22 protein-coding genes are annotated in these 21,094 nt (G+C 64.6%); 4 read left to right on the top strand and 18 right to left on the bottom strand.

Features of this window, described 5'->3' with window-relative positions:
- Positions 1–2: 2 nt before the first annotated feature.
- Entirely contained in the window at positions 3–572 is a 570-nt protein-coding gene (locus BH93_RS04950) for an RBBP9/YdeN family alpha/beta hydrolase (protein WP_037178133.1), read from the bottom strand.
- Positions 573–627: 55 nt separating this feature from the next.
- Between BH93_RS04950 and BH93_RS04945 the strand changes: the two genes are divergently transcribed.
- Positions 628–972, top strand: a complete 345-nt coding sequence (locus BH93_RS04945) for a MerR family transcriptional regulator (RefSeq protein ID WP_037178252.1) — start codon at positions 628–630, stop codon at positions 970–972.
- A gap of 31 nt (positions 973–1,003) precedes the next feature.
- Here the strand turns inward: BH93_RS04945 and BH93_RS04940 are convergent, their stop codons facing one another.
- Complete coding sequence (locus BH93_RS04940; protein ID WP_037178135.1) at positions 1,004–1,813, bottom strand: alpha/beta fold hydrolase; 810 nt, start codon at positions 1,811–1,813, stop codon at positions 1,004–1,006.
- A gap of 4 nt (positions 1,814–1,817) precedes the next feature.
- The gene (locus BH93_RS04935; RefSeq protein WP_037178138.1) at positions 1,818–2,555 is read right to left on the bottom strand and encodes an alpha/beta fold hydrolase; all 738 of its coding nucleotides are present in this window, start codon (positions 2,553–2,555) and stop codon (positions 1,818–1,820) included.
- Between the two features lie 36 nt (positions 2,556–2,591).
- On the opposite strand from BH93_RS04935, the gene BH93_RS04930 reads away from it, so the two are divergent.
- Positions 2,592–2,903 carry an antibiotic biosynthesis monooxygenase family protein gene (locus BH93_RS04930; protein ID WP_032380136.1) on the top strand — a complete coding sequence of 104 codons (312 nt, stop codon included), beginning with the start codon at positions 2,592–2,594 and terminating at the stop codon, positions 2,901–2,903.
- A gap of 10 nt (positions 2,904–2,913) precedes the next feature.
- On the opposite strand, the gene BH93_RS04925 is transcribed toward BH93_RS04930, so the two are convergent.
- Positions 2,914–5,226, bottom strand: coding sequence for a putative bifunctional diguanylate cyclase/phosphodiesterase (locus BH93_RS04925; RefSeq protein ID WP_052065959.1), 2,313 nt, complete (start codon positions 5,224–5,226; stop codon positions 2,914–2,916).
- Positions 5,227–5,399: 173 nt separating this feature from the next.
- Positions 5,400–5,837: an OsmC family protein gene (locus tag BH93_RS04920; RefSeq protein ID WP_032401489.1), complete on the bottom strand. Its 438-nt coding sequence runs from the start codon at positions 5,835–5,837 to the stop codon at positions 5,400–5,402.
- A gap of 111 nt (positions 5,838–5,948) precedes the next feature.
- Between BH93_RS04920 and BH93_RS04915 the strand changes: the two genes are divergently transcribed.
- Entirely contained in the window at positions 5,949–7,136 is a 1,188-nt protein-coding gene (locus BH93_RS04915; RefSeq protein ID WP_080739288.1) for a lipase family protein, read from the top strand.
- A gap of 65 nt (positions 7,137–7,201) precedes the next feature.
- Positions 7,202–8,527, top strand: coding sequence for a serine hydrolase domain-containing protein (locus BH93_RS04910; protein ID WP_052065961.1), 1,326 nt, complete (start codon positions 7,202–7,204; stop codon positions 8,525–8,527).
- 158 nt (positions 8,528–8,685) lie between these two features.
- Here BH93_RS04910 and BH93_RS04905 read toward each other — a convergent pair whose 3' ends face one another.
- The 13 genes from BH93_RS04905 to folP form a co-directional block, all read right to left on the bottom strand.
- The gene (locus BH93_RS04905) at positions 8,686–11,226 is read right to left on the bottom strand and encodes an ATP-dependent Clp protease ATP-binding subunit (RefSeq protein ID WP_037178140.1); all 2,541 of its coding nucleotides are present in this window, start codon (positions 11,224–11,226) and stop codon (positions 8,686–8,688) included.
- A 274-nt stretch (positions 11,227–11,500) separates the two neighbouring features.
- The gene (gene lysS, locus BH93_RS04900; RefSeq protein ID WP_037178143.1) at positions 11,501–13,024 is read right to left on the bottom strand and encodes a lysine--tRNA ligase; all 1,524 of its coding nucleotides are present in this window, start codon (positions 13,022–13,024) and stop codon (positions 11,501–11,503) included.
- A gap of 36 nt (positions 13,025–13,060) precedes the next feature.
- The gene (locus BH93_RS04895; RefSeq protein WP_032380719.1) at positions 13,061–13,483 is read right to left on the bottom strand and encodes a rhodanese-like domain-containing protein; all 423 of its coding nucleotides are present in this window, start codon (positions 13,481–13,483) and stop codon (positions 13,061–13,063) included.
- Positions 13,484–13,494: 11 nt separating this feature from the next.
- Positions 13,495–14,064 carry a cysteine dioxygenase gene (locus tag BH93_RS04890; RefSeq protein WP_037178146.1) on the bottom strand — a complete coding sequence of 190 codons (570 nt, stop codon included), beginning with the start codon at positions 14,062–14,064 and terminating at the stop codon, positions 13,495–13,497.
- 159 nt (positions 14,065–14,223) lie between these two features.
- A complete protein-coding gene (locus tag BH93_RS04885) occupies positions 14,224–15,024 on the bottom strand; it encodes a type III pantothenate kinase (RefSeq protein ID WP_032380131.1) in 801 nt (266 codons plus the stop codon).
- A gap of 5 nt (positions 15,025–15,029) precedes the next feature.
- Positions 15,030–15,461: an aspartate 1-decarboxylase gene (panD, locus tag BH93_RS04880; RefSeq protein ID WP_032380718.1), complete on the bottom strand. Its 432-nt coding sequence runs from the start codon at positions 15,459–15,461 to the stop codon at positions 15,030–15,032.
- A gap of 4 nt (positions 15,462–15,465) precedes the next feature.
- The gene (gene panC, locus BH93_RS04875) at positions 15,466–16,374 is read right to left on the bottom strand and encodes a pantoate--beta-alanine ligase (protein WP_037178149.1); all 909 of its coding nucleotides are present in this window, start codon (positions 16,372–16,374) and stop codon (positions 15,466–15,468) included.
- A complete protein-coding gene (locus BH93_RS04870) occupies positions 16,371–17,285 on the bottom strand; it encodes a Rossmann-like and DUF2520 domain-containing protein (protein WP_037178152.1) in 915 nt (304 codons plus the stop codon). Before BH93_RS04870 ends, panC begins: the two co-directional genes overlap by 4 nt.
- A gap of 114 nt (positions 17,286–17,399) precedes the next feature.
- On the bottom strand, positions 17,400–18,731 hold the full coding sequence (locus BH93_RS04865) for a DUF6779 domain-containing protein (protein ID WP_052065963.1): 1,332 nt from the start codon (positions 18,729–18,731) through the stop codon (positions 17,400–17,402).
- Between the two features lie 90 nt (positions 18,732–18,821).
- Positions 18,822–19,292, bottom strand: coding sequence for a DUF3180 domain-containing protein (locus BH93_RS04860; RefSeq protein ID WP_032403783.1), 471 nt, complete (start codon positions 19,290–19,292; stop codon positions 18,822–18,824).
- A complete protein-coding gene (gene folK, locus BH93_RS04855; protein WP_037178155.1) occupies positions 19,289–19,798 on the bottom strand; it encodes a 2-amino-4-hydroxy-6-hydroxymethyldihydropteridine diphosphokinase in 510 nt (169 codons plus the stop codon). Before folK ends, BH93_RS04860 begins: the two co-directional genes overlap by 4 nt.
- On the bottom strand, positions 19,795–20,244 hold the full coding sequence (gene folB / locus BH93_RS04850; RefSeq protein ID WP_242459119.1) for a dihydroneopterin aldolase: 450 nt from the start codon (positions 20,242–20,244) through the stop codon (positions 19,795–19,797). The genes folK and folB overlap by 4 nt, the downstream gene beginning before the upstream one ends.
- The gene (gene folP, locus BH93_RS04845) at positions 20,241–21,089 is read right to left on the bottom strand and encodes a dihydropteroate synthase (RefSeq protein WP_037178158.1); all 849 of its coding nucleotides are present in this window, start codon (positions 21,087–21,089) and stop codon (positions 20,241–20,243) included. Before folP ends, folB begins: the two co-directional genes overlap by 4 nt.
- Positions 21,090–21,094 lie beyond the last annotated feature (5 nt).

Genomic DNA, 21,094 nt, shown 5'->3' with positions numbered 1-21,094 from the left:
CGTCAGCGAAATCGGGCCACCGCATCGAAGACGGGTGGCAGGGAGGTGACTCCGTCGTCGGCGAGAAAGTGGCCCGCACCGGGAACGATCTGCACCGACGCGTCGAGCAGTCGAGCCAGCCGATCGGTGTGCGTAGGGGGAACGATCGGGTCGTCGTCCGATCGCAGGATCGAGATCGACTCGACGTGGTCCTGCATCGTCGACAGCATCACACCGCCGGCAACGAAGCCGTCGAGAACGGGTAGCGCAGGTAGCCTGTCGACGAACCCCGAGACCAAGACGAGCGTTCCCAACTGCCATGGCCCCGTGAGGGTGGCGAGGTGCCGCAGTACGGCGAGGCATCCAAGGCTGTGCGCCACCACGATCGTGTCGGGCCCCGGCGTCCCGAGCGTCGCTGCTACCTCTGCCTCCCAGCAATCCCGATTCGGCGACGCGGGATCCGGCAACGGAGGGATGTGCGCAGAGATTCCAACGCTGTCCAATTGCTCGGCGAGCCAACCGAACCAATGGTCCTCGGGCGTTGCCCGGTATCCGTGGAAGATCACCGCTCGTCTGCTGGTTGTGAATGCCATACTGCCGGACGATAAGGGTTGACACCGGCGAGAAGGTCAAGTGCGAGGGGCAGAGATGTTGATCAGCGAGCTCGCTGCACGAACCGGGGTGTCGGCGCGCGCCCTGCGCCACTACGAAAGTCGCGAGGTGCTCGTCCCCCACCGCGATGCCAACGGCTACCGCGTGTACGCCGAGTCCGACGTGCTGCGCGTGCTGCAGATCAAGTCGATGATCGCCGCGGGGCTCACGACGGCCACGATCGCTCGGTACCTCGAATGCGCACGAAGCGGCGACCACGGCATCACCTTGGACATGTGTCCCCGACTCCGTGCGGAGGTGGACGCGCTGTCGGACCGATTGGATCGACAACAAGCCGCTCTCGAGGAGACTCGCGAGCGCCTGGGCGCACTCACCTCGTAGACCGAGCAGTCTTCCGACGCAGGATAGTTCGCTACCGCGAGAGAAACTCCCCGAGCGCGGCGTTGACCGCATCGGGGCGTTCGAGGTAGCCGAAGTGACCGGTGTCGGCGATTTCGACGTACTGCGCACCGGGTATCGCGGCGGCAACGTCGCGGCACTGCTGCACCGGAATCATGCGGTCGTCGGCGAATCCGATCACCAGAGATTTCGCCCTGATTGCCCGATACGCCGCCAATCGGTCTGTCCCGGAGCGCATTTCGAGTCCGATCTGCGCCCGCATTCCCGCCGTCTTCCTGCCGCCCGAATATTCGAGAACTGCCAGCCAGTCACCGATCGCACTGTCGTCGGCCAGGGTTTTCGGTGAAAAGTTCTGCATCGCAGTCATTGCCGCGCGGTACGACGCGGGAAGTTCGATTCCGGCGTCGTGGAGATCCTTCTCGCCCTTCGACATCTGCGCACGAAAGGTGGTGGTCTTACCGAAGGTGGCCATCATCACTGCATGCGACACCAGATCCGGCCGGGCCAAAGCCAATTCCTGGGTGACGCGGGCACCCATCGAGGTACCCACGACGCGCGCGGGGCCACCACCGAGGTGCTCGACGAGGGCAGCGGTGTCGGCCACCAGGTCGTCGAGCATCATCCCGCCTGCGCACTCGGAAGACGGTGCGATGCCGCGATTGTCGAATGTGACGACCCGGTATCCCTGCTTCACCAGGGTCGGAACCTGATGGGTTCGCCACACTCGTCCCGGACTACCGGTGCCCATCACCAGCACCACCAGCGGACCGTCGCCGGTCACGTCGTAGTTGAGGTCGATTCCGTTGAGCTTCGCGAGCGGCATCGGATCATCTTAGTGTGCTCAGGAACCCCTCGACGGCCGCGCGATATCGCTCGGGGCACTCGTCGTGAATCAGGTGCGCTGCGTTCTCGATCCGCACATACGTCGATTCGGGATTGCGTGCGTGCATCTGTCTCATCTGTCCGGCCGGTGTGATGGTGTGTTCGCCCTCGATCAGCAACACCGGAGCATCGACGGCATCCCATTCGTTCCAGAAATGACGCGTACCCCATTCCTGCGAGATCGCCTCGAAGGTGTCGATGTCGCCGTGCAGTCGCCAGCCGGCGTCATCGCGCTCGAAGGAGTCCAGAAAGTATTGTCCTGCAACGTCTCCGAAAAACGCACGCACCGCATCCGCGTCGGGAAAGGGTTGCGGCCATGCCCGCATCATGGTGGCCCAATCGTCGGCGGTGCGGCCCCGGAAGTCCGGCGCGATGTCTTCGACGACGAGGGCGGTCACCAGGTCGGGTCGCCGTGCTGCCGCGCACCAGCCGTGCAGCGCCCCCATCGAATGGCCGATCAACACACTCGGGCCGAGCGACTCCAGATTCTGCAGAAGGTCCGCTACGAACGACTCCGTCGTGAGCTCGGCCGGTGCCGGCCGCCGGTGCCCGGGTGCGTCGTAGGTGTGCACGTGCCCGAATTCTCGAAGCCACGGAACCTGTCGACGCCAGGTGGCCGCACTGCCCATCAACCCGTGCAGCAGCAGTATCGAACGGCCGGATCCACCCTCGTCGTAGAGCATCACCGCCGAGCATAACGGCGGAGTAATCTCTCGAGAATGGCCATTGTGAAGATCAACGCGATCGACGTACCGGAGGGCGCAGGCCCCGAACTCGAGAAGCGCTTCGCCGCGCGCGCCGGAACCGTCGACGGCTCCCCCGGATTCCTCGGGTTCCAACTCCTCCGGCCGGTCAAGGGTGAATCGCGCTACTTCGTCGTCACCCAATGGGAAGACGAGGAGTCGTTCCAGGCCTGGTCCGGTGGACCGTCTCGCCAGGCACACGCCGGTTCCGGTGAGGGCAAACCGGTTTCGTCGGGAGCGTCACTGCTCGAATTCGAGGTTGTGCTGGACGTGCCTGCCACATCGTGAACAACGCCGCTCAGATGCGTTCGCGAGCGAGTTCCCACTCGAGTTTCGTCGGCGTCTCCGAATCAAGTTTCGTCACGGCGTCGGCCAGGAACTCTGCGGGCATCGGTCTACCCAGGAAGTAGCCCTGGGCACCGTCGCACCCGAGCAGTCGGAGCGCATCGAGCGTGCCCGCGTCCTCGACCCCCTCTGCCATCACTCGTACCCCGAGGCTTCGAGCCAGGTCGATGGTCGAGCGCACGATCGACGCATCGGTGTCGTCGGTGTTCATCTTCGACACGAACGAGCGGTCGATCTTGAGCGTCTGCACCGGCAGACTCTGCAGATACGCCAACGAGCTGTACCCGGTGCCGTAATCGTCGATAGCGATGGTCACCCCCAGGCTGCGCAGGGACGCCAGCGCGTTCACCGAACGCACGGGGTCGGTCATCGCGGTTGTTTCGGTGACCTCGAATTCCAGGGTGTGCGCGGGCACCGCGTACTTGGCCAGCGCAGCCGACACCTGTTCGGTGAGCGTCTCGTCGAGCAGATTCCGGACCGAAAGATTCACCGAGACAGACAGATTGATGCCGCCCCGCCGTAGCGCGCTGCACTGCGCCAACGCCTCGTCGAGCACCAACGCGGTGATGGCGGGCAGCATGCCGGTGCGCTCGGCGTCGGGCAGAAAGATCGACGGACCGATCAAGCCCTCACGTGGATGCTGCCACCGCAGCAGAGCTTCGACGCGATCGACGCTGCCCGATTCCAGATCCAGGCACGGCTGGAAGAACACCCGAAGCTGATGATCCCGAATCGCAGTGTCGAGCTCGCCCAGCAACCGCATCTGATCGTGGCGGTCACGATCCATGTCGGGTTCGTATCGACCGACTCTGGTCTGCGCTGCCTTGGCCGCAGTCAGCGCTACGTGAGCCTGCTGCATCATCGCCTCACCGTCGATCGGCGTCGCCGATGCGCCCTCCGGCCGGTGTGCACATACCGCCGACTCTTCGATGGCCGCTATTCCGACCGTCGCATCGAGGGCGACGTTGATGTCGTGGACGAACATCTTGCGACTGACGGCGAACTGCAGCTGTGCGGCGGTCTCGCACACATCGATCCGATCGGAAGTTCTGCGCATCGCCACAACGAATTGATCACCACCGAGGCGTCCGACCAGATCGTCGGATCGAACCGATGCGACGAGTCGATGGCCGATCTCACGCAGCACACTGTCGCCGACGCTGTAGCCGAACGTCTCGTTGATCTGCGCGAAGCGGTCGATGTCGACCACCAGCGTGAAGATGTCCGAATCACCGCGAGTTGCGAGCATCGTGTCCAACCGCTCCCGCAGCAGACGCCGACTGGCGAGTCCGGTCACCGCGTCCGTACGGGCAACGTCCTCGAGAATGGCGGCCTGCAGTCGCAGAGTTCGCACGAAGCGCGCCATCCGGAACCCGACAAGCAGGATGACCAGCGCCGAGGATCCCACGATGACCCAACCCCATTGCTCGACGGGGACGCCGCGGGCCAGCTGCACAGTCATCACCGTCGGTGTCACGGCGACCGCAACCGAGAGTCCGAAAAACCGTCCCCTACCGAATTTGAACGGACCGGGCCGGGCGGCCCGCCTGGCCGACTTCTGCACATCGTGCAGGGCGACCACTCCGAAGCAGACGTTCGAGGCCAACCACAACACGTTCGGAATCGTCGATCGGTAGACCTCGGTATTGCTCGCGGCGGCGTAGGACGCGAAGTCGGCCGATACGAGCATCACTACCCCTGCTGCCGCGGCCAGAAGGGGAACTGTGGCCGACCGCGTGACGAGGTACAAACTGCCGACGAGGGTCAACAGGAACGCGTCGACGGTGAGGTATGCCGTTGCCGGCCACAGGGCCATGGCCTCCGAGAACGACCGGGTCGAGCCGTCGGAGATGACGAACACCCAGGTGACGAGACCGAATCCGACGGCGACGATCAGGCACTCGTACAGTTCCTCCAGCCCGAACACCAGACCGTTCTCGTCGGCGGCCCGGGCGAACCCGACTGCGATGATCGCGTACCCGAGAAGGTAGGGCACGTCGGCAGCGGAGAACGTCGGTACCCGACCACCGTCGATCTTCATCACAGCTATCAGCGCGTCCCCGATGCCCCAGCTGCCGAAGCCGACGGCCATGTACTTCCACGTCCGCTTGTCCGGGCCGGGTTCACGCACGTAGCGGTGCACGAAGGCAGCCACTGTGGCCGAGACCACGATTGCGTAGATCGCGTTCCGGGGTAATCCCTGCGGGGCAATTGCGTAGGCCACCACCGCAATCGCACCGAGACCCAGGAAGCGCGTCCACAACATGGTGGGCCGATCCTTCCTAGGCCGCTCGGTGCGTACCCCGAACGTACGCAACAGCCGATCGAACCCGACGTTTGACCTCGATTCGTCACCGAATCATCCGTAGATGGGTCAATTAACGAACTATTTCAAACCTGACGATCGTTCGCCAGTCTCACATCGGGCCCCGCGTCTGTTCAGCCCTCCAAAGACGCATCCAAAGTGATGTCGACGCCGGTCAGCGCCTTGCTGACGGGACACGTTTCTTTTGCAGCCTGAGCAGCCTTCGCAAACCCGTCTGCGTCGAGACCGTCGACCTCGCCTCGAACGGTCAGCTTGATACCCGTCAACTTGAACCCGGGCTGGTCGGGACCGAGCGACACGTCGGCGGTGACCTCGAGGCTCTGCGGGGTACCACCCGCCTCGGCGATCAGGGCCGACAGCTGCATCGCGTAGCAACTCGAGTGAGCAGCTGCGATCAGTTCCTCGGGGCTGGTGGTGCCGTCGGCATTCTCGGCGGCGCGCTTGGGAAACGAGACGTCGAAAGTCGCTGCGCCGGAACTGGACAGCTCGACCTGGCCGGAACCCTGCTCGAGAGTGCCGTTCCAAGCTGTGCGTGAGGTACGAGTTGGCATCGGACTTCAATCCTTTCGTTGTCGACCCTGTGTAGGACCGATACTCAGGCTAACGTCGGCGGCACGGCCGGGCCATCGAGTGCGGGAATCTCGACACGAAGGGTGCAACAGATGAAGAACTGCTCTCGAGCAGTGGTGATCGCAGCGGCGGTGATGCTGGCGAGTGCAGTGATGTCGACACCGGTGGCGGGTGCCGATTCACTGCGCGACTTCTACGACGCGCCCGTCCCGAACATCGCCGCAGCGGCCCCCGGCGAGGTGGTGCGGACCAAGCCGGTTACCTCACCCAAGGGATTCGGCTTGGGCTTCGACATCGAACGCATCCTCTATCGGTCCAACGACACTCACGACGACCCCATGGTCGTGTCCGGCTACTCCATGACCCCCACCGCTCCGTGGCCTGGCCCCGGCCCGCGGCCGGTGATCGCCTACGCACCCGGCACCTCCGGCATGGCCGACCGCTGCGCTGGATCGGCCGTTCTCGGCACCGTCGGGTCGTCCCCGGCCATCCTGCCGCTGCTCCTCGCCGGATACCGCGTCGTCGCAACCGACTACCAGGGGCTGGGCACTCCCGGCGGACACACGTATCTGAACCGGATCGCCTCGGGCCGCGCTCTGCTGGACGCAGCCAGAGCGGCAGACGCCGACCCAGCCACCCCGGTCGTGTTGTTCGGCTACTCCGAAGGCGGATTCGCGTCGGGGGCCGCCGCCGAACTCGCTGCCACATACGCCCCGGACCTCGATATCGTCGGGGCGTATGTCGGTGCACCACCGGCAGATCCGACGCTCAACATCGACAACCTGGACAACACGACTCTCGGCAGCGCCGTACTCTTCGCCGTCGACGGCATGATCAACTCCTACCCGGAACGAGCGGAGAACATCCGCAGCTTCTTCGACTCCGACGGCATCGCCGCCCTCGATGCCGCGCAGAACTGGTGCACCACCGACCCCGCGGCCACCGACATCGTGCACACCAGCGACCTCACCCGGGACGGCCGACCACTGATCGAGCAGCTGAGCAACCCAGCTTTCGTCGAGGTGACCGCAACGAACACCGTCGGCCGCATCGCCCCCACCATGCCGGTGTACCTGTCGCATGCAGTCGAGGACGACACCGTGCCCGTCGAGCAGAGTCGAACTCTGCGCGAGCGCTGGCAGGATCTGGGCGCACAGGTCACCTACCGCGAGTACGAGTTTCCGGCCATCCCCTACAAGGGCGCGAACCACCTCCCCGGATCACTGGCCGCATACTCCGACGTCCTGCCCTGGATCGCAGACCTCATGCGCTCGAGCTGATCTCAGGTGTGAAATCAGGGTGTTCACCGAGGCGTCGACCCCGGTGACGTTGGTTCACTCCATCCATGCGAATCGTGCACGCCCTCCTGACCGTCGCAGCAGTCCTGACCGCATCGCCTACCTTGCCCGGTGGTGAGACCGCGTCGGATGTCGAGGTCGTCGCCCAGGAATTGGGCCTGCCGGGAGTGGCTTTTCGAGTGGTCTCCGAACGTGAGGTCATCGAGAACGTCGAGTACGGAGTGGACGGACACGGTGCGCCGATCGATGACGGCACGCCGTTCGTCTGGGGTTCGGTATCGAAGTCGGTGACGGCAGCAACGGTGCACTCTCTCGCCTCGCAACATCGCCTCGGTCTGGATGGCACCGTGAATTCGATTCTCCCGGAAAGTGATTCGATCCTTCCCGACGACGTCACGATCACCGACCTGATCCACCACACCAGCGGACTCCCCCACGACGTCGCCCCACTCGATGTGTGGGGACGAACCGACCGGGCACTCGACGTCGTGCCCACCCTCGACGTCACCGCTGCGGAGCGCGGCACTTTCCGATACTCCAGCCTGAATTATTTACTGCTGCAGGCCATCGTCGAGAAGATGACTGCCGAACCGTTTGCGAACGTCGTGGCTCGTGAAACCGGAGTGCACACCGTGGGTGCCGTCGCGCCCGGACACGTTCCGTTCTTCGGACTACCTCGACGCATCGACACCGGGATAGATGCCGCAGGACTCGGCTACGGCTACCTCGGTGGTTCGATCGACGAACTCTCGCGTTACGCGGCGCGGCAACTGACCGACCCGGCCTCGCACAGTCTCGACACGGTGCCGACGGGCTCGGGCACGGCATACGGAGACGGGTGGTACGTCGAAACGCTGCCCGACGGTACTCGGATGCGCTGGCATTCGGGAGCGGTTCCCGGCTACTTCACGCACGTTGCGCTGATTCCCGAACGCCACCTGGCCGTGGTGTTCGCGACCAACAGATACGGCGAACTGGAGGCCGAAAACCTGGCGTCGGCGTCCCGCTCACTCGTCCTCAACCGACTCGGGATCGACGAACCCCGCAGCACCGGCCTCGGCATGTACGAGATCGCGCTGATCGCGTCGAGCACACTCGCGGTGTTGCTGGCACTGTGCGCAGGCCGAATCCTGCTTCGCATCAGGACTGCCCCGGGTCGATGGGCACCTGCGCACATCCTGATGGCCGTCATTGCCGGCGGAAAGCTGTACTTCGGGATGCCGATGCTCACCGGTGCCCCCATCTCGACCCTTTCCCGCTGGGCTCCGGATGTGACCCTGCTGTTCTGGATCGTGCTGGCCGAACTTGCGATCATCGCTGTTGCCCTCGTCCCTCGGGTCTGGATCAATGCGCCTTTGTTGCAGTCTGACTGACTGAAATCCACATTGATCCACAAAGCGGAGGGGTCGGCGGCGGGGTGGGCGTCGGGGTGGGAGTGGTCGGCGGGCGGAAGGGTCGGTGGGAACGGCTGGACATACGACAACGGGCGACCCTCCGAAGAGGATCGCCCGTTGTGTGGAGCTGGTGGAACTTACTCGCTGTCGCTGTCTCCGGTGGCCTTGGCCAGATCGACCGGGACCTCGTCGGGGACGATGATGGCCTTCTTCTCGCCGCGGAACGTGAACTTCGCGTCCTCGCCTGCGCCTTCGCCGTCCCAGTTCTCGACGTCGACCAGGATGATCTGGCCGGCTTCGATTTCGCCGAAGAGGATCTTCTCCGACAACGCGTCCTCGATCTCGCGCTGGATGGTGCGACGCAGCGGCCGCGCACCCAGGACGGGGTCGAATCCACGCTTGGCCAGCAACGACTTCGCCTTCTCGGTGACCTCGATCGCCATGTCCTTGTTCTTGAGCGCACCTTCGACTCGGTTGAGCATGAGATCGACCATCTGGATGATCTCGTCCTTGGTGAGCTGGTGGAACACGACGATGTCGTCGATACGGTTCAGGAACTCGGGGCGGAAGTGCTTCTTCAGCTCGTCGTTGACCTTGAGCTTCATCCGCTCGTAGTTCGAGCCGGTGCCTTCACCCGAGGAGAAGCCGAGACCGACTGCCTTCGAGATGTCCGAGGTACCGAGGTTCGAGGTGAAGATCAGCACGGTGTTCTTGAAGTCGACCGTGCGTCCCTGTCCATCGGTCAGGCGACCGTCTTCGAGGACCTGCAACAGAGTGTTGTAGATCTCCGAGTGGGCCTTCTCGATCTCGTCGAACAGCACGACGGAGAACGGCTTGCGGCGAACCTTCTCGGTGAGCTGGCCACCCTCTTCGTAGCCGACGTATCCGGGAGGAGCACCGAACAGACGCGAGGCGGTGAAGCGGTCGTGGAACTCGCCCATGTCGATCTGGATCAGCGCGTCGTCCTCACCGAAGAGGAAGTTCGCGAGAGCCTTCGACAGCTCGGTCTTACCGACACCGGACGGGCCGGCGAAGATGAACGAGCCCGACGGACGCTTCGGGTCCTTCAGACCTGCACGGGTACGACGGATCGCCTTCGAGACGGCCTTGACTGCCTCGACCTGACCGATGATCCGCTTGTGCAGCTCGTCCTCCATGCGGAGCAGACGAGTGGTCTCTTCCTCGGTGAGCTTGAAGACGGGGATGCCGGTCCAGTTGCCCAGAACCTCGGCGATCTGCTCGTCGTCCACCTCGGCGATAACGTCGAGATCGCCGGAGCGCCACTGCTTCTCACGCTCGGCACGCTGACCGACGAGGGTCTTCTCCTTGTCGCGCAGGTTCGCAGCCTTCTCGAAGTCCTGTGCGTCGATGGCCGATTCCTTCTCCCGGCGCGCGTCGGCGATCTTGTCGTCGAACTCGCGCAGGTCTGGCGGCGCGGTCATCCGGCGGATGCGCATCCGAGCGCCCGCCTCGTCGATGAGGTCGATTGCCTTGTCGGGCAAGAACCGATCGTTGATGTACCGGTCGGCCAACGTGGCGGCCGCGACGAGTGCACCGTCGGTGATCGAGACGCGGTGGTGTGCCTCGTAGCGATCGCGCAGACCCTTGAGGATCTCGATGGTGTGCTCGACGGTCGGCTCGCCGACCTGGACGGGCTGGAAACGACGCTCGAGTGCGGCGTCCTTCTCGATGTACTTGCGGTACTCGTCGAGAGTGGTGGCACCGATGGTCTGCAGCTCACCACGAGCCAACTTCGGCTTGAGGATCGACGCGGCATCGATGGCACCTTCGGCAGCACCCGCGCCGACGAGCGTGTGCAGCTCGTCGATGAACAGGATGATGTCGCCGCGGGTGTTGATCTCCTTGAGCACCTTCTTCAGGCGCTCCTCGAAGTCACCGCGGTAACGGCTGCCGGCCACGAGCGAGCCGAGGTCGAGGGTGTAGAGCTGCTTGTCCTTGAGCGTCTCGGGAACTTCGCCGTTGACGATGGCCTGAGCCAGTCCCTCGACGACGGCCGTCTTACCGACACCGGGCTCGCCGATCAGAACAGGGTTGTTCTTGGTACGACGCGAGAGCACCTGCATGACGCGCTCGATTTCCTTCGCGCGACCGATGACCGGGTCGAGCTTGCCTTCGAGCGCTGCCTGGGTGAGGTTGCGACCGAACTGATCGAGGACCAGTGACGTGGACGGGGTGCCCGCCTCGCCGCGACCGCTGCCGCTCTCGGACGGCTCCTTGCCCTGGTAGCCGGACAGCAGCTGAATGACCTGCTGGCGTACCCGGTTGAGGTCGGCTCCGAGCTTGACCAGAACCTGAGCTGCGACGCCTTCGCCTTCGCGGATCAGGCCGAGCAGGATGTGCTCGGTGCCGATGTAGTTGTGGCCGAGCTGCAGTGCTTCACGCAGACTGAGCTCGAGTACTTTCTTGGCGCGCGGGGTGAACGGGATGTGACCGGACGGAGCCTGCTGGCCCTGGCCGATGATCTCCTCGACCTGGCTGCGTACTCCTTCGAGGGAGATGCCCAGCGACTCGAGAGACTTGGCGGCGACGCCTTCGCCCTCGTGGATGAGGCCGAGCAGAATGTGCTCCGTGCCGATGTAGTTGTGGTTGAGCATCCGGGCTTCTTCTTGAGCCAGGACGACAACACGCCGCGCGCGATCGGTGAACCTCTCGAACATCGCTCTCCCTCACTTCTTGGTGGGTGGTAGCTCGCCCACCAGTTCTTCTAGCGCCGCAGTGTCCATACGCTGAGGTCGCTTGTGCATTTGAAGGTAAGACTGGTACTCACTGTAGTTGGCCGACGTTACGAACGCCGACCCTCCACCCCTGAAATGCTGCGCAACCGCCCGCGAATACGGACTGCCTTGCCTGCTTACTGTTCATAACGCAGGCACAATGCAAAACGTTTCCCATTCGATGTCCGCTGCTGGCGAACAGCGCTGTACCGACCGATCAGGCCTGGGAGGGCTTGACGATCGGAAACAGGATCGTTTCGCGGATGCCGAGGCCGGTCAGCGCCATCAACAGACGGTCGATGCCCATGCCCGTTCCGGTGGTCGGCGGCATGCCCTGCTCCATCGCGGCGAGGAAGTCCTCGTCCAGAACCATCGCCTCGTCGTCGCCCGCCGCAGCCTGACGAGCTTGGTCCTCGAAACGCTCGCGCTGGATGATCGGGTCGATCAACTCGGAGTATCCGGTCGCCAGCTCGAATCCGCGAACGTACAGGTCCCACTTCTCGGTGACGCCGGGCTTGCTCCGGTGCTGCCGCGTCAGCGGGGACGTCTCGACGGGGAAATCGCGAACAAACGTCGGCTCGGTCAACGCGTCACCCACCTGGTGTTCCCACAGCTCCTCGACCAGCTTGCCGTGGCCGTAGATCGGGACGCCGTCCTTGCGCGGCACGTCCAGCCCGACCTTGTCCGCGATCGCGAGCAGTTCGTCGACGGTGGTGTCGGGGGTGACGTCGAACCCGAGCGACTCCGACAACGACGGGTACATCTCCAGCGTCGCCCATTCTCCGCCGAGATCGTAGGTGGTGCCGTCGGGCAACGTCACGACCGTCGATCCCAGCGCGGCCATGGCCACTTCCTGAACGAGCTCACGCGTCATCTTCGCCGAATCGTCGTACGTGCCGTAGGCCTCGTACGTCTCGAGCATCGCGAACTCCGGCGAGTGCGAGGAGTCGGCACCTTCGTTACGGAAGTTGCGATTGATCTCGAAGACCTTCTCGATGCCGCCGACGACGCATCGCTTGAGGAACAGCTCCGGCGCGATCCGCAGAAAGAGATCTGTGTCCATGGCATTGGAATGGGTGACGAACGGCCGGGCCGCGGCACCGCCGTGCAGCGTCTGCAGCATCGGTGTCTCGACTTCGAGGAAGCCGCGACGCTCGAGCGCGTTGCGCAGCTCGCGAACCACAGCGATGCGCTTGCGCGCAGTTTCACGCGAGGTCGGGTTTGTGATCAGATCCAGGTAACGCTGCCGGATGCGCGTCTCTTCGCTCAGTTCCTTGTGCGCGACGGGCAACGGCCGCAACGACTTCGACGCGATCTGCCACGCATCTGCCATGACCGAGAGCTCGCCGCGTCGGGAGCTGATCACCTCTCCGTGCACGAACACGAAGTCGCCGAGGTCGACATCGGCCTTCCATGCTGCGAGGGCGTCCTCGCCGACGCCGGCCAGGCTGATCATCGCCTGCAGCTGGGTACCGTCGCCCTCCTGCAGCGTGGCGAAGCAGAGCTTGCCGGTGTTGCGGACGAAGATGACGCGGCCGACGACTCCCACGATGAGACCGGTGGTCGTGTCGGCTTCGAGCTCGGGAAACTCGGTGCGGATCTCGAGCAGGGAATGGGTCCGCGGAACCGACACCGGGTACGCCTCGACCCCGCGCTCGAGCAGCGCAGCGCGCTTGGCACGACGAATCCGTAGCTGCTCCGGGGTGTCGTCGGCGGGCTGGGTAGAAGCTGTATCACTCACGCGCAGATACTTTACAGTCCGAGCGGGTAAGGACGGTCAGTGCGCTGCGACGGCCTCTGCCTCACGAACGCAGTGCTTGGCCTGCGTCAACACTCCGAGCAGCCCGGCCGATTTGAGGGCCTGATAGCCGCCGACCAGATCGGTGGCCTTGTGCAGACCCAGCAGCTTGAGCGACGCGGCCGCGAGCGAGGAGGTATAGCCCTCGGAGCAGATGACGATCCACTCGACGTCGTGGTCGGTGGCGATCGCCAGACGCGCGTCGCTGGTGGGATCCAAACGCCATTCGAGAACGTTGCGTTCGATGGCCAGCGCGCCGGGCAGCGTTCCCTCGACGGCACGCTGGGCCTGCGGGCGAATGTCGATCACGACGGCACCGCGGTCGACTGCGTCGCGCAGCTCGAAGACGGTGATGCGGTCGATGGTCTCGCGAGCGGATTCGAGCATGTCGACGATGGTCATGGTGTGAATGGTCATCGTGTGGCCTTCTCGGGTTCGTCGGTGAGCTCGCTGCGGGTGCGGCGCAGAGTCGCGCGCTCTGTGACCTCGTAGTAGGACATCGCCGTCAGTGGCGGTGAGTATGCGTGCACGCTGAGAGTGGGCCCGGTCGTGGTCGACGCCGGATCGTGCATCACGTCGTGCACCCATCCCAGCGGGAAGGCCGCCTGATCTCCAGCGTCGAGATGACGCTCCTTCAGTTCGGTTCCTGCCCAACGATATTCGAGCAGGGACCCACTCAGGACGGTCAGTGCACCGAGCGATCCGGCGTGATCGTGCAGTTCGGTGGATCGCTCGGGAACCCAGCTGATCAACCAAACGTCCAGATCGTCGTCGGAATGCAGTCGAGTGGCCCAGCGCTCGTCGGTAGGCCACAGCCCACCGCCGGGTAGCAGGTGGTCGAAGCGACCTTCTAGGACGTCCGATGCGCCTTGGTCGGTGATCCGCAGCAGGTCGGGAGGACGCAGCCGCGTCGGAAACGTCGAGACCGACCGCGAGGACAATGTGGGTCGGGAGGGTGCAGAAAATACAGGTGTGGAAAGCATGAAGCTCTACTCCAGGGGTGTGTGACGAACGAGGCAACGGTCAGCCTCGACAACACTCCTGGGTGGCCATGCACGTCATCACGCCGACGATTCTGACACACGAACGCCCGATGCGCTACCCGCTCACCGAAGCATTCAGCGCGGACGCCACTGAAACATCTAGCGTGGCCGCCGCTTTGCCATGTTGCGTTCGTAGACCAAGCGGAGCCCCTCGAGCGTCAGGTCCGGTTCGTGGTGCTCGATGGTGGTCGACTCGGGCAGGATCAGCGCCGCGATGTCTCCGGTGCCGATGACCGCGACGTCCTTACCGGTAACCTCCGGCACCTCGCGCCTGATCCGTCCGACGAGACCGTCCACCAGGCCCGCGAACCCGAAGATGGTGCCCGACTGGATGCATTCGACGGTGTTCTTGCCCAGTACCGACCGCGGTCGGACCATCTCCACCTCGCGCAGCGTGGCGGTGCGGGTCGACATCGCCCACGCCGACATTTCGAGGCCGGGTGCAATGGCACCGCCGAGGAATTCCCCTTTGGCCGATACGACGTCGACGCAGGTGGTGGTGCCGAAATCCACCACGATGCACGCCGAGTCGTACAGATCATGCGCGGCAAGGGTATTGACGATCCGATCGGCTCCGACTTCTTTGGGATTGTCCACCAGCAGCGGAACACCGGTCCGGACGCCGGGTTCGACGACCACGTGTACCACATGATCCCAGTAGCGCGTGAGCATGGTGCGCATCTCTCGCAGCACCGACGGCACCGTCGACAGCGCGGTGATACCGGTGATCTGTTCCGAATCGGCTCCGAGCAACCCACGCAACATCAACGCCAGCTCGTCGGCCGTCACATGAGGGTCAGTTCGAATGCGCCAGTCCCGCAGCAGCTTCGAGTGATCACCGGTGCCGGTGAACAGCCCGACCACGGTGCTGGTGTTGCGCACATCGATCGCGAGGAGCATCGAAATCAGACCAGCACGGAATCGGCCCGCAGATCGCGCGGCGTGATCAGACCCGAGCCCGCAGGCGCATGAGCCGGGTCGCTGCCGAGTTCGACCGGCCGGTTCTTCTCGTCGACGAACACGACCCGAGGCGCGTAGTCGGCTACTTCCTGCTCGTTCATCACCCCGTAGGCGATCAGAATGACCAGGTCACCTGGGTTCACCAAATGCGCTGCAGCTCCGTTGATTCCGATGACCCCGCTGCCGCGCTCACCGGTGATCACATAGGTTTCCAGCCGAGCCCCGTTGTCGATATCGACGATGGTGACCTGCTCGCCTTCGAGCAGATCGGCGGCCTCCATCAGATCCTGATCGACAGTCACCGAGCCCACGTAGTGCAGGTCTGCATGCGTGACGGTGGCGCGATGGATCTTGGACTTCATCATGGTACGAAACATCGTGTCACTCTCCACTTTTGGGATCGTCGGGGTATTCAAGAAAGCCGGTGCCGACGGCGACACCGACGTTGTCGATCAATCTCGTGGTGCCCACCTTGGCTGCCACGAGCAGTCTGCCGTCTCCGCGCTCGGGAGCCGGGCCGAGATGCGGGTCTCGTACCTCGAGGTAATCGACCTGCACCAGCGGTGCCTCGTCCAGAACGGCACGCGCAGTGGCGATGATGGCCTCCGTGCCGCCCGCCGCAGCGTGTGCCCCGGCCACCAGCGCGGCCGACAGGGCCATCGCCGCATCTCGCTGCTCGGGGTCCAGATACCGGTTACGCGAGGACAGTGCGAGACCGTCCTGCTCGCGGACCGTCGGTACCCCGATGACGGCGACGTCGAAGTTCAAATCTCGCACCATCTGCCGGATCAGCGTCAGCTGCTGGTAGTCCTTTTCCCCGAAGTACGCGCGATGGGGAGCCGCGATCTGCAGCAGCTTGGCGACGACGGTGAGCATACCCGCGAAATGCGTTGGCCTGCTGCCGCCTTCGAGTTCTGCGCCGAGCGGTCCGGGATTGACGGTGGTGCGCGGTCCCGACGGATACATGTCCGATACCGACGGCGCGAAGACCAGCTCGACGCCCTCCTCGCGGAGCAGAGCGACATCGGCGTCGAGGGTTCGTGGGTAGGCATCGAGATCCTCGCCGACCCCGAACTGAAGGGGGTTGACGAAGATCGACACGATGACCACCGCGCCGGTGAGCTTGGCCTGGCGCACCAATTGCAGGTGACCGGCGTGCAGCGCACCCATGGTCGGCACCAGCGCGACCTGCTTCCCGACACCCCGTAGGGCCTTGGACACCGACGTGATCACCGCGGGATCGTGGTGAACTGTCAACTGCCCCTTGGCGTAGCTACCCGCGAGGGTCATTGCTTCCCTTCCAGAAGTTCGATCAGGTCTGCCCTGGCACCGATGCGCTGCGCAGAGCGAAGAGACAGCGCCCGATACCCGGCAGCGATTCGAGGATCGACGGTCCCCAGCACGTCGAGGTGCTTACCGACGGCGGCGGTATCGCCTCGGGCCACCGGGCCGGTGAGCGCCGATTGCCCGTTGCGCAGTGCATTGTCCAGCGCAGCTTCGAGCAGTGGAGCCAGAACACGCTCGGGCACACCACGTTCGGCGTCGGAGCCAGGAAAACCCGGTCCGGCCAACGCAACTCGAAGCGCCTCGACCGCGTCGACCACAAGGGTGACGAGGTGATTGCTACCGTGCGCGAGCGCAGCGTGGTAGAGCGCCCGATTGTTCTCGGCCACATGCACCGGCTCGCCGCCGATCTCGAGCACCAGAGCCTGCGCGACGGCGTAACCGATCTCGTCACCCGCGGTGATCCCGAAACACGCCGCCGTCATCCGGTCGGTGTCCTCGGCTCTGCCGCTGAACGTCATGGCCGGATGGATGGCAAGAGGCACGGCACCGAGGGCGGCCAGTGGTTCGAGGACCGAGACGCCGTTCGCACCGGAGGTGTGCACCACCAACTTGCCGGGCGCCACCGCTCCCGTTGCTGCCAGGCCGGCGACGATCGACGCCAGTTCACTGTCCGGCACAGCAAGAATGAGCAGTTCTGCGCGGCGAGCGACGTCGTCGACAGGCAGAACCTGCGACTCGGGCAAACGGTCGCGCACCCGAGCGAGCGACGCGTCCGACACAGCCGCAGCACCCACGACAACGTGTCCGACGCGTTCGAGCGCCTCACCGAATGCAGTACCTACCCGCCCGGCCGAGACGACACCCACCGTCAATCGAGCTGGAGACAGACCACCAGTGAACCCTGATGAGGTCACCGAAAACTTCCTCTCGTTCGTTCCAGTCCCGCTCGGCGGGTACCAGACGTCCTGCAGGGAACAATAGCGACAGCGGCACCGGCGGTGCCATGGAAAACCGGTGTGATCTGGTTCTCAGTCTGCGCGACGGCGACGACGCCGCGTGCCTGCGTCGGTGGTCGTCGTGTCGGCCGAGTCGCCGCCGGCCAGACCGGCCATGATCTCGGCGACGGAACGACCGTTCGAGTGTGCGCCGGTGGCATCCTCGTCGGTCGACTCTGCGCGCCTACGACCGCGCCGAGGCGAACTGGAAGTATCCGCAGCCGAAGTCTCGTGGTCACGATCGGCCGAGAAGAACGCATCCGCCGATTCACGCAACGCACTGCGCGACGCCGGGTAGGGGTCGCCGTCCTGGGCCGAGTCCGATCCGTACGCAGGACCCGAGACGTAGTCCGCTGCAGGCTCGGTTTCGGAATACTCGGGCTGATCAGGCTCGACGGGAGTCGAGAACTCCTCGGCCTGAAACTCGGGGGCCTGAACTTCGGGGGCCTGGTACTCCTCGGCCACGTCGGTCTCGGCCTCGTACGTTTCCGCGGCGGGCCGAGGTTCGTAGTCCTGCGCGTCCGGCTCCGCTGCCGGCGGACGCGTCTGCTCGAAGTTGTACGCCGTGAACGGCGAGCTGGGCGGAGTGACTCGCGCGGCCGGCCTCGGCGCGCCGTACGGACGCGGTCGCGCTGCTGGGCGCTCGAAAGCATCGACCTCGTCCACCGCTGTTGCCGTCGCGTCGTAGCTCGGCTCCTCGGTCTCGAACGAGTTCTCGGCGTACGAACCCTGCGCGGCGGTGGCCTGCGGCATCTCGTCCGGTCCTTCGGGGTACACCACCGACGTCTCGGCCGTGACCGGCTCGTCGTAGGGAGTTCCGACACCATTGCTGTTCCCACCACCGGGGATGTACAAGCCGGACGGCGCAGGCTGGTAGCTGTCGTATCGCCGACCGCCGAGTTCCTGCATTCTCATCGCCTCGGCCCGTAACGCGACACGTTCGGTCGGCAGATTGCCGTCGAACAGCACCTGCAGGTTCTGGCGGAGCGCGGCGAGTTCGTTGCGCAATGCTGCGACTTCGTCGATCTCCATTCGCGATTCGCTACGAACCCTGGCCTCGACGCTCATCTCGTACTCGCGTCGCGCCGAAATCTCACGGGCCAACTGCAACTCGTAGACCGTCTGCAGATCCTTGGCCTTGGTCTGGTCCGCAGCCGATTCCCGGCGGTACTTGGTCATTGCGAAAGCACCGATCACGGCAGCCCACAGCGCGGAGAGAACACCGACCCTCATCCACTGAACACTCTCGGTGAACAACAGGAACACACTGGCGACGATGCCGAACACGACGAGCGCCGCAAGAAACAGCTGGCTCGCACTACGCCTGTTTCGGCGCCCCTTCTTTGCGCGAGTCTGATCTGTCATGTTCACAAGGGTAACTGGCAACCCGTTCGCAAATAGTCATCCTCGGCCGATCGCTTACACAACCGAGGTAACAATCAAATGTTTCGTGCGTTACCGGGAACGCTCGTCGTCCCGATCTTTCGGGGTTCGGCAACATTGCTCGAGCCACACCGCGGCACCGACGACGGCCACTCCCGCAACCAGCGCCACCATCGCCCCGACCCGATCGGACGACGCCGCCCGCACCGTCGTGGCACGCGGCATCACATACACCAGAAATCCGACACACACCCCGACGACAGCCGTCCCCACCAGCATCGATGCCTTCGCCAGCACGAGCGCCCTGTAGACCGTCAACGGATTCAGATCGTGCAGACCGGTGCCCACGCGGTGCTCCGCGATGCGATTGCGGACGATCACCGCGGTCACCACTTCCACCACCGCCACCAGATACAACGACGCCCCGGCGTACACCGGAATCGGCGGCAACGAACCGTAGAAAACCCGGACCAGCAGCCAGGTGCCGACCGAGGCGACCAGGAAAATACCCAAGACATCCCCGACCTTGGTGGGATTGGTCACCACAGGCGATCACCGATGCCGTCGAGACGTACGACTCCGGCACGCTCCTCCGCACTCAATCGCGACAGCAACTCGGTCACCGGCACATCCTCGTCACCGACGCGCAAGGTGGCGTCGGGTTCGACGTCCAGCCACGGCAGCAGCACGAATGCCCGCTCGTGCGCGCGGGGATGCGGCAGTAGCAGTCGAGGGTCCTCGCTGATCACGTCGTCGCACACGATCACGTCGACGTCGAGGCTGCGTGGCCCCCACCGCTGCACTCGAACGCGATCCGCCGCTTCCTCGAGTTGCTGCCCCAGGCACAACCAGTCCCAGGGGTCGTACGCGTCGTCCTCGGCCACCAGGGCCGCATTGAGAAAATCCTGCTGCTCGACGCCACCCCAGGGCGCAGATCGGTAGACGGCCGAACAAGCAACGATTCGCGATCCCAATTCTGTTGTCACAGAACGTAAGTGGCCCATCGAGTCGCCGATGTTGCTGCCGATCGACAGCACCGCACGCGTCACGTCCGCTCCCGGTACGCCACCACGGCCACGTCCTCGAATGACAGTGGGATGGGGGCAGACGGCTTGTGCAGCACTACTTCCACCGCGTCGACGCGGGAATCGTATGCCAGCACCACCTCGGCGATCTCGGCCGAGACCGTCTCGATCAGGTCCCGGGAAGGTCCCGAGATCACGGCCGCGGCACGTTCGGCCAGTTCGCCGTAGTGCAGCGTCTCGGTCAGATCATCGCTCTCGGCTGCGGGACGAAGGCTCATCCACACGGTGATGTCGACGACGAAGTCCTGACCGTCACGCTTCTCGAAGTCGAAGACTCCGTGATTTCCGCGGACCGTCAGGCCACGTAGTTCGATGCGGTCGCTGCGACGCGTTCCGAGACCGTCGCGGCCACTGATCTCGGGGCCACTGATCTCGGGGCCACTGATCTCAGGGCTACTGCTCTCGCTCATGCCCGATCACCCTGCCATGCCTTCACGACGGCGACCGCGTCGAGTGACGCCTGGACGTCGTGCACCCGCACACCCCAAGCGCCGCCTGCGACGGCGAGTGCCGAGACGACGGCCGTGGCGATCTCGCGTCCGTCCGGCGGTCGAGGCGAACCGTCTTCGTCGGCCAGAAGCGACCCGAGGAAGCGTTTGCGAGAGGCACCTACGAGTACCGGAAAACCGGCCGCCACCAGCTCGGGTAGGCCGCGCAGCAGTTGCCAGTTGTGCTGGGCGTTCTTGGCGAAGCCGAGGCCGGGGTCGAGCACGAGCGCCGATTCGTCGACCCCCGCGGCCACCGCACGATCGACCTGTTCCAGTAGTTCGCTGCGTACGTCGGCAACCACGTCGTCGTACCGGTCGGCCGGACCGGAGTGCCGATACTCGGACCCGGCGGCCCGCCAGTGCATCAGGATCCACGGCAACCCGCCGTCCGCGACCACCCCGGCCATGGCCGAATCGGCCCGTCCGCCCGATACGTCGTTCACTATCGACACGCCCGCCTCGATGGCGGCCTCGGCAACCGAGGCGCGCATCGTATCGACACTGGTCACCACGCCTTCTGCGGCCAGCGCAGCGATCACCGGCACCACACGCTCAGCCTCGAGAACCGGGTCGATTCGGTCGGCCCCTGGACGCGTCGATTCACCACCGATGTCCACGACGTCGACTCCGCGGCGATGCATCGCCAACCCGTGCTCGACGGCGGCGTCGACGTCGAGGTACCGACCGCCGTCGGAAAAGGAGTCGGCAGTGACGTTGAGAACGCCCATGACGACGGGGGCCGACGGGATACTCCTCGCAAGACTCATCGGGT

It is taken from the genome of Rhodococcoides fascians A25f (genome assembly GCF_000760935.2).
In the GTDB taxonomy this organism is placed as follows: Bacteria; Actinomycetota; Actinomycetes; order Mycobacteriales; family Mycobacteriaceae; genus Rhodococcoides.
Note: the sequence above shows the minus strand (reverse complement) of the source record. Positions and strands in the feature narration are given on the sequence as shown.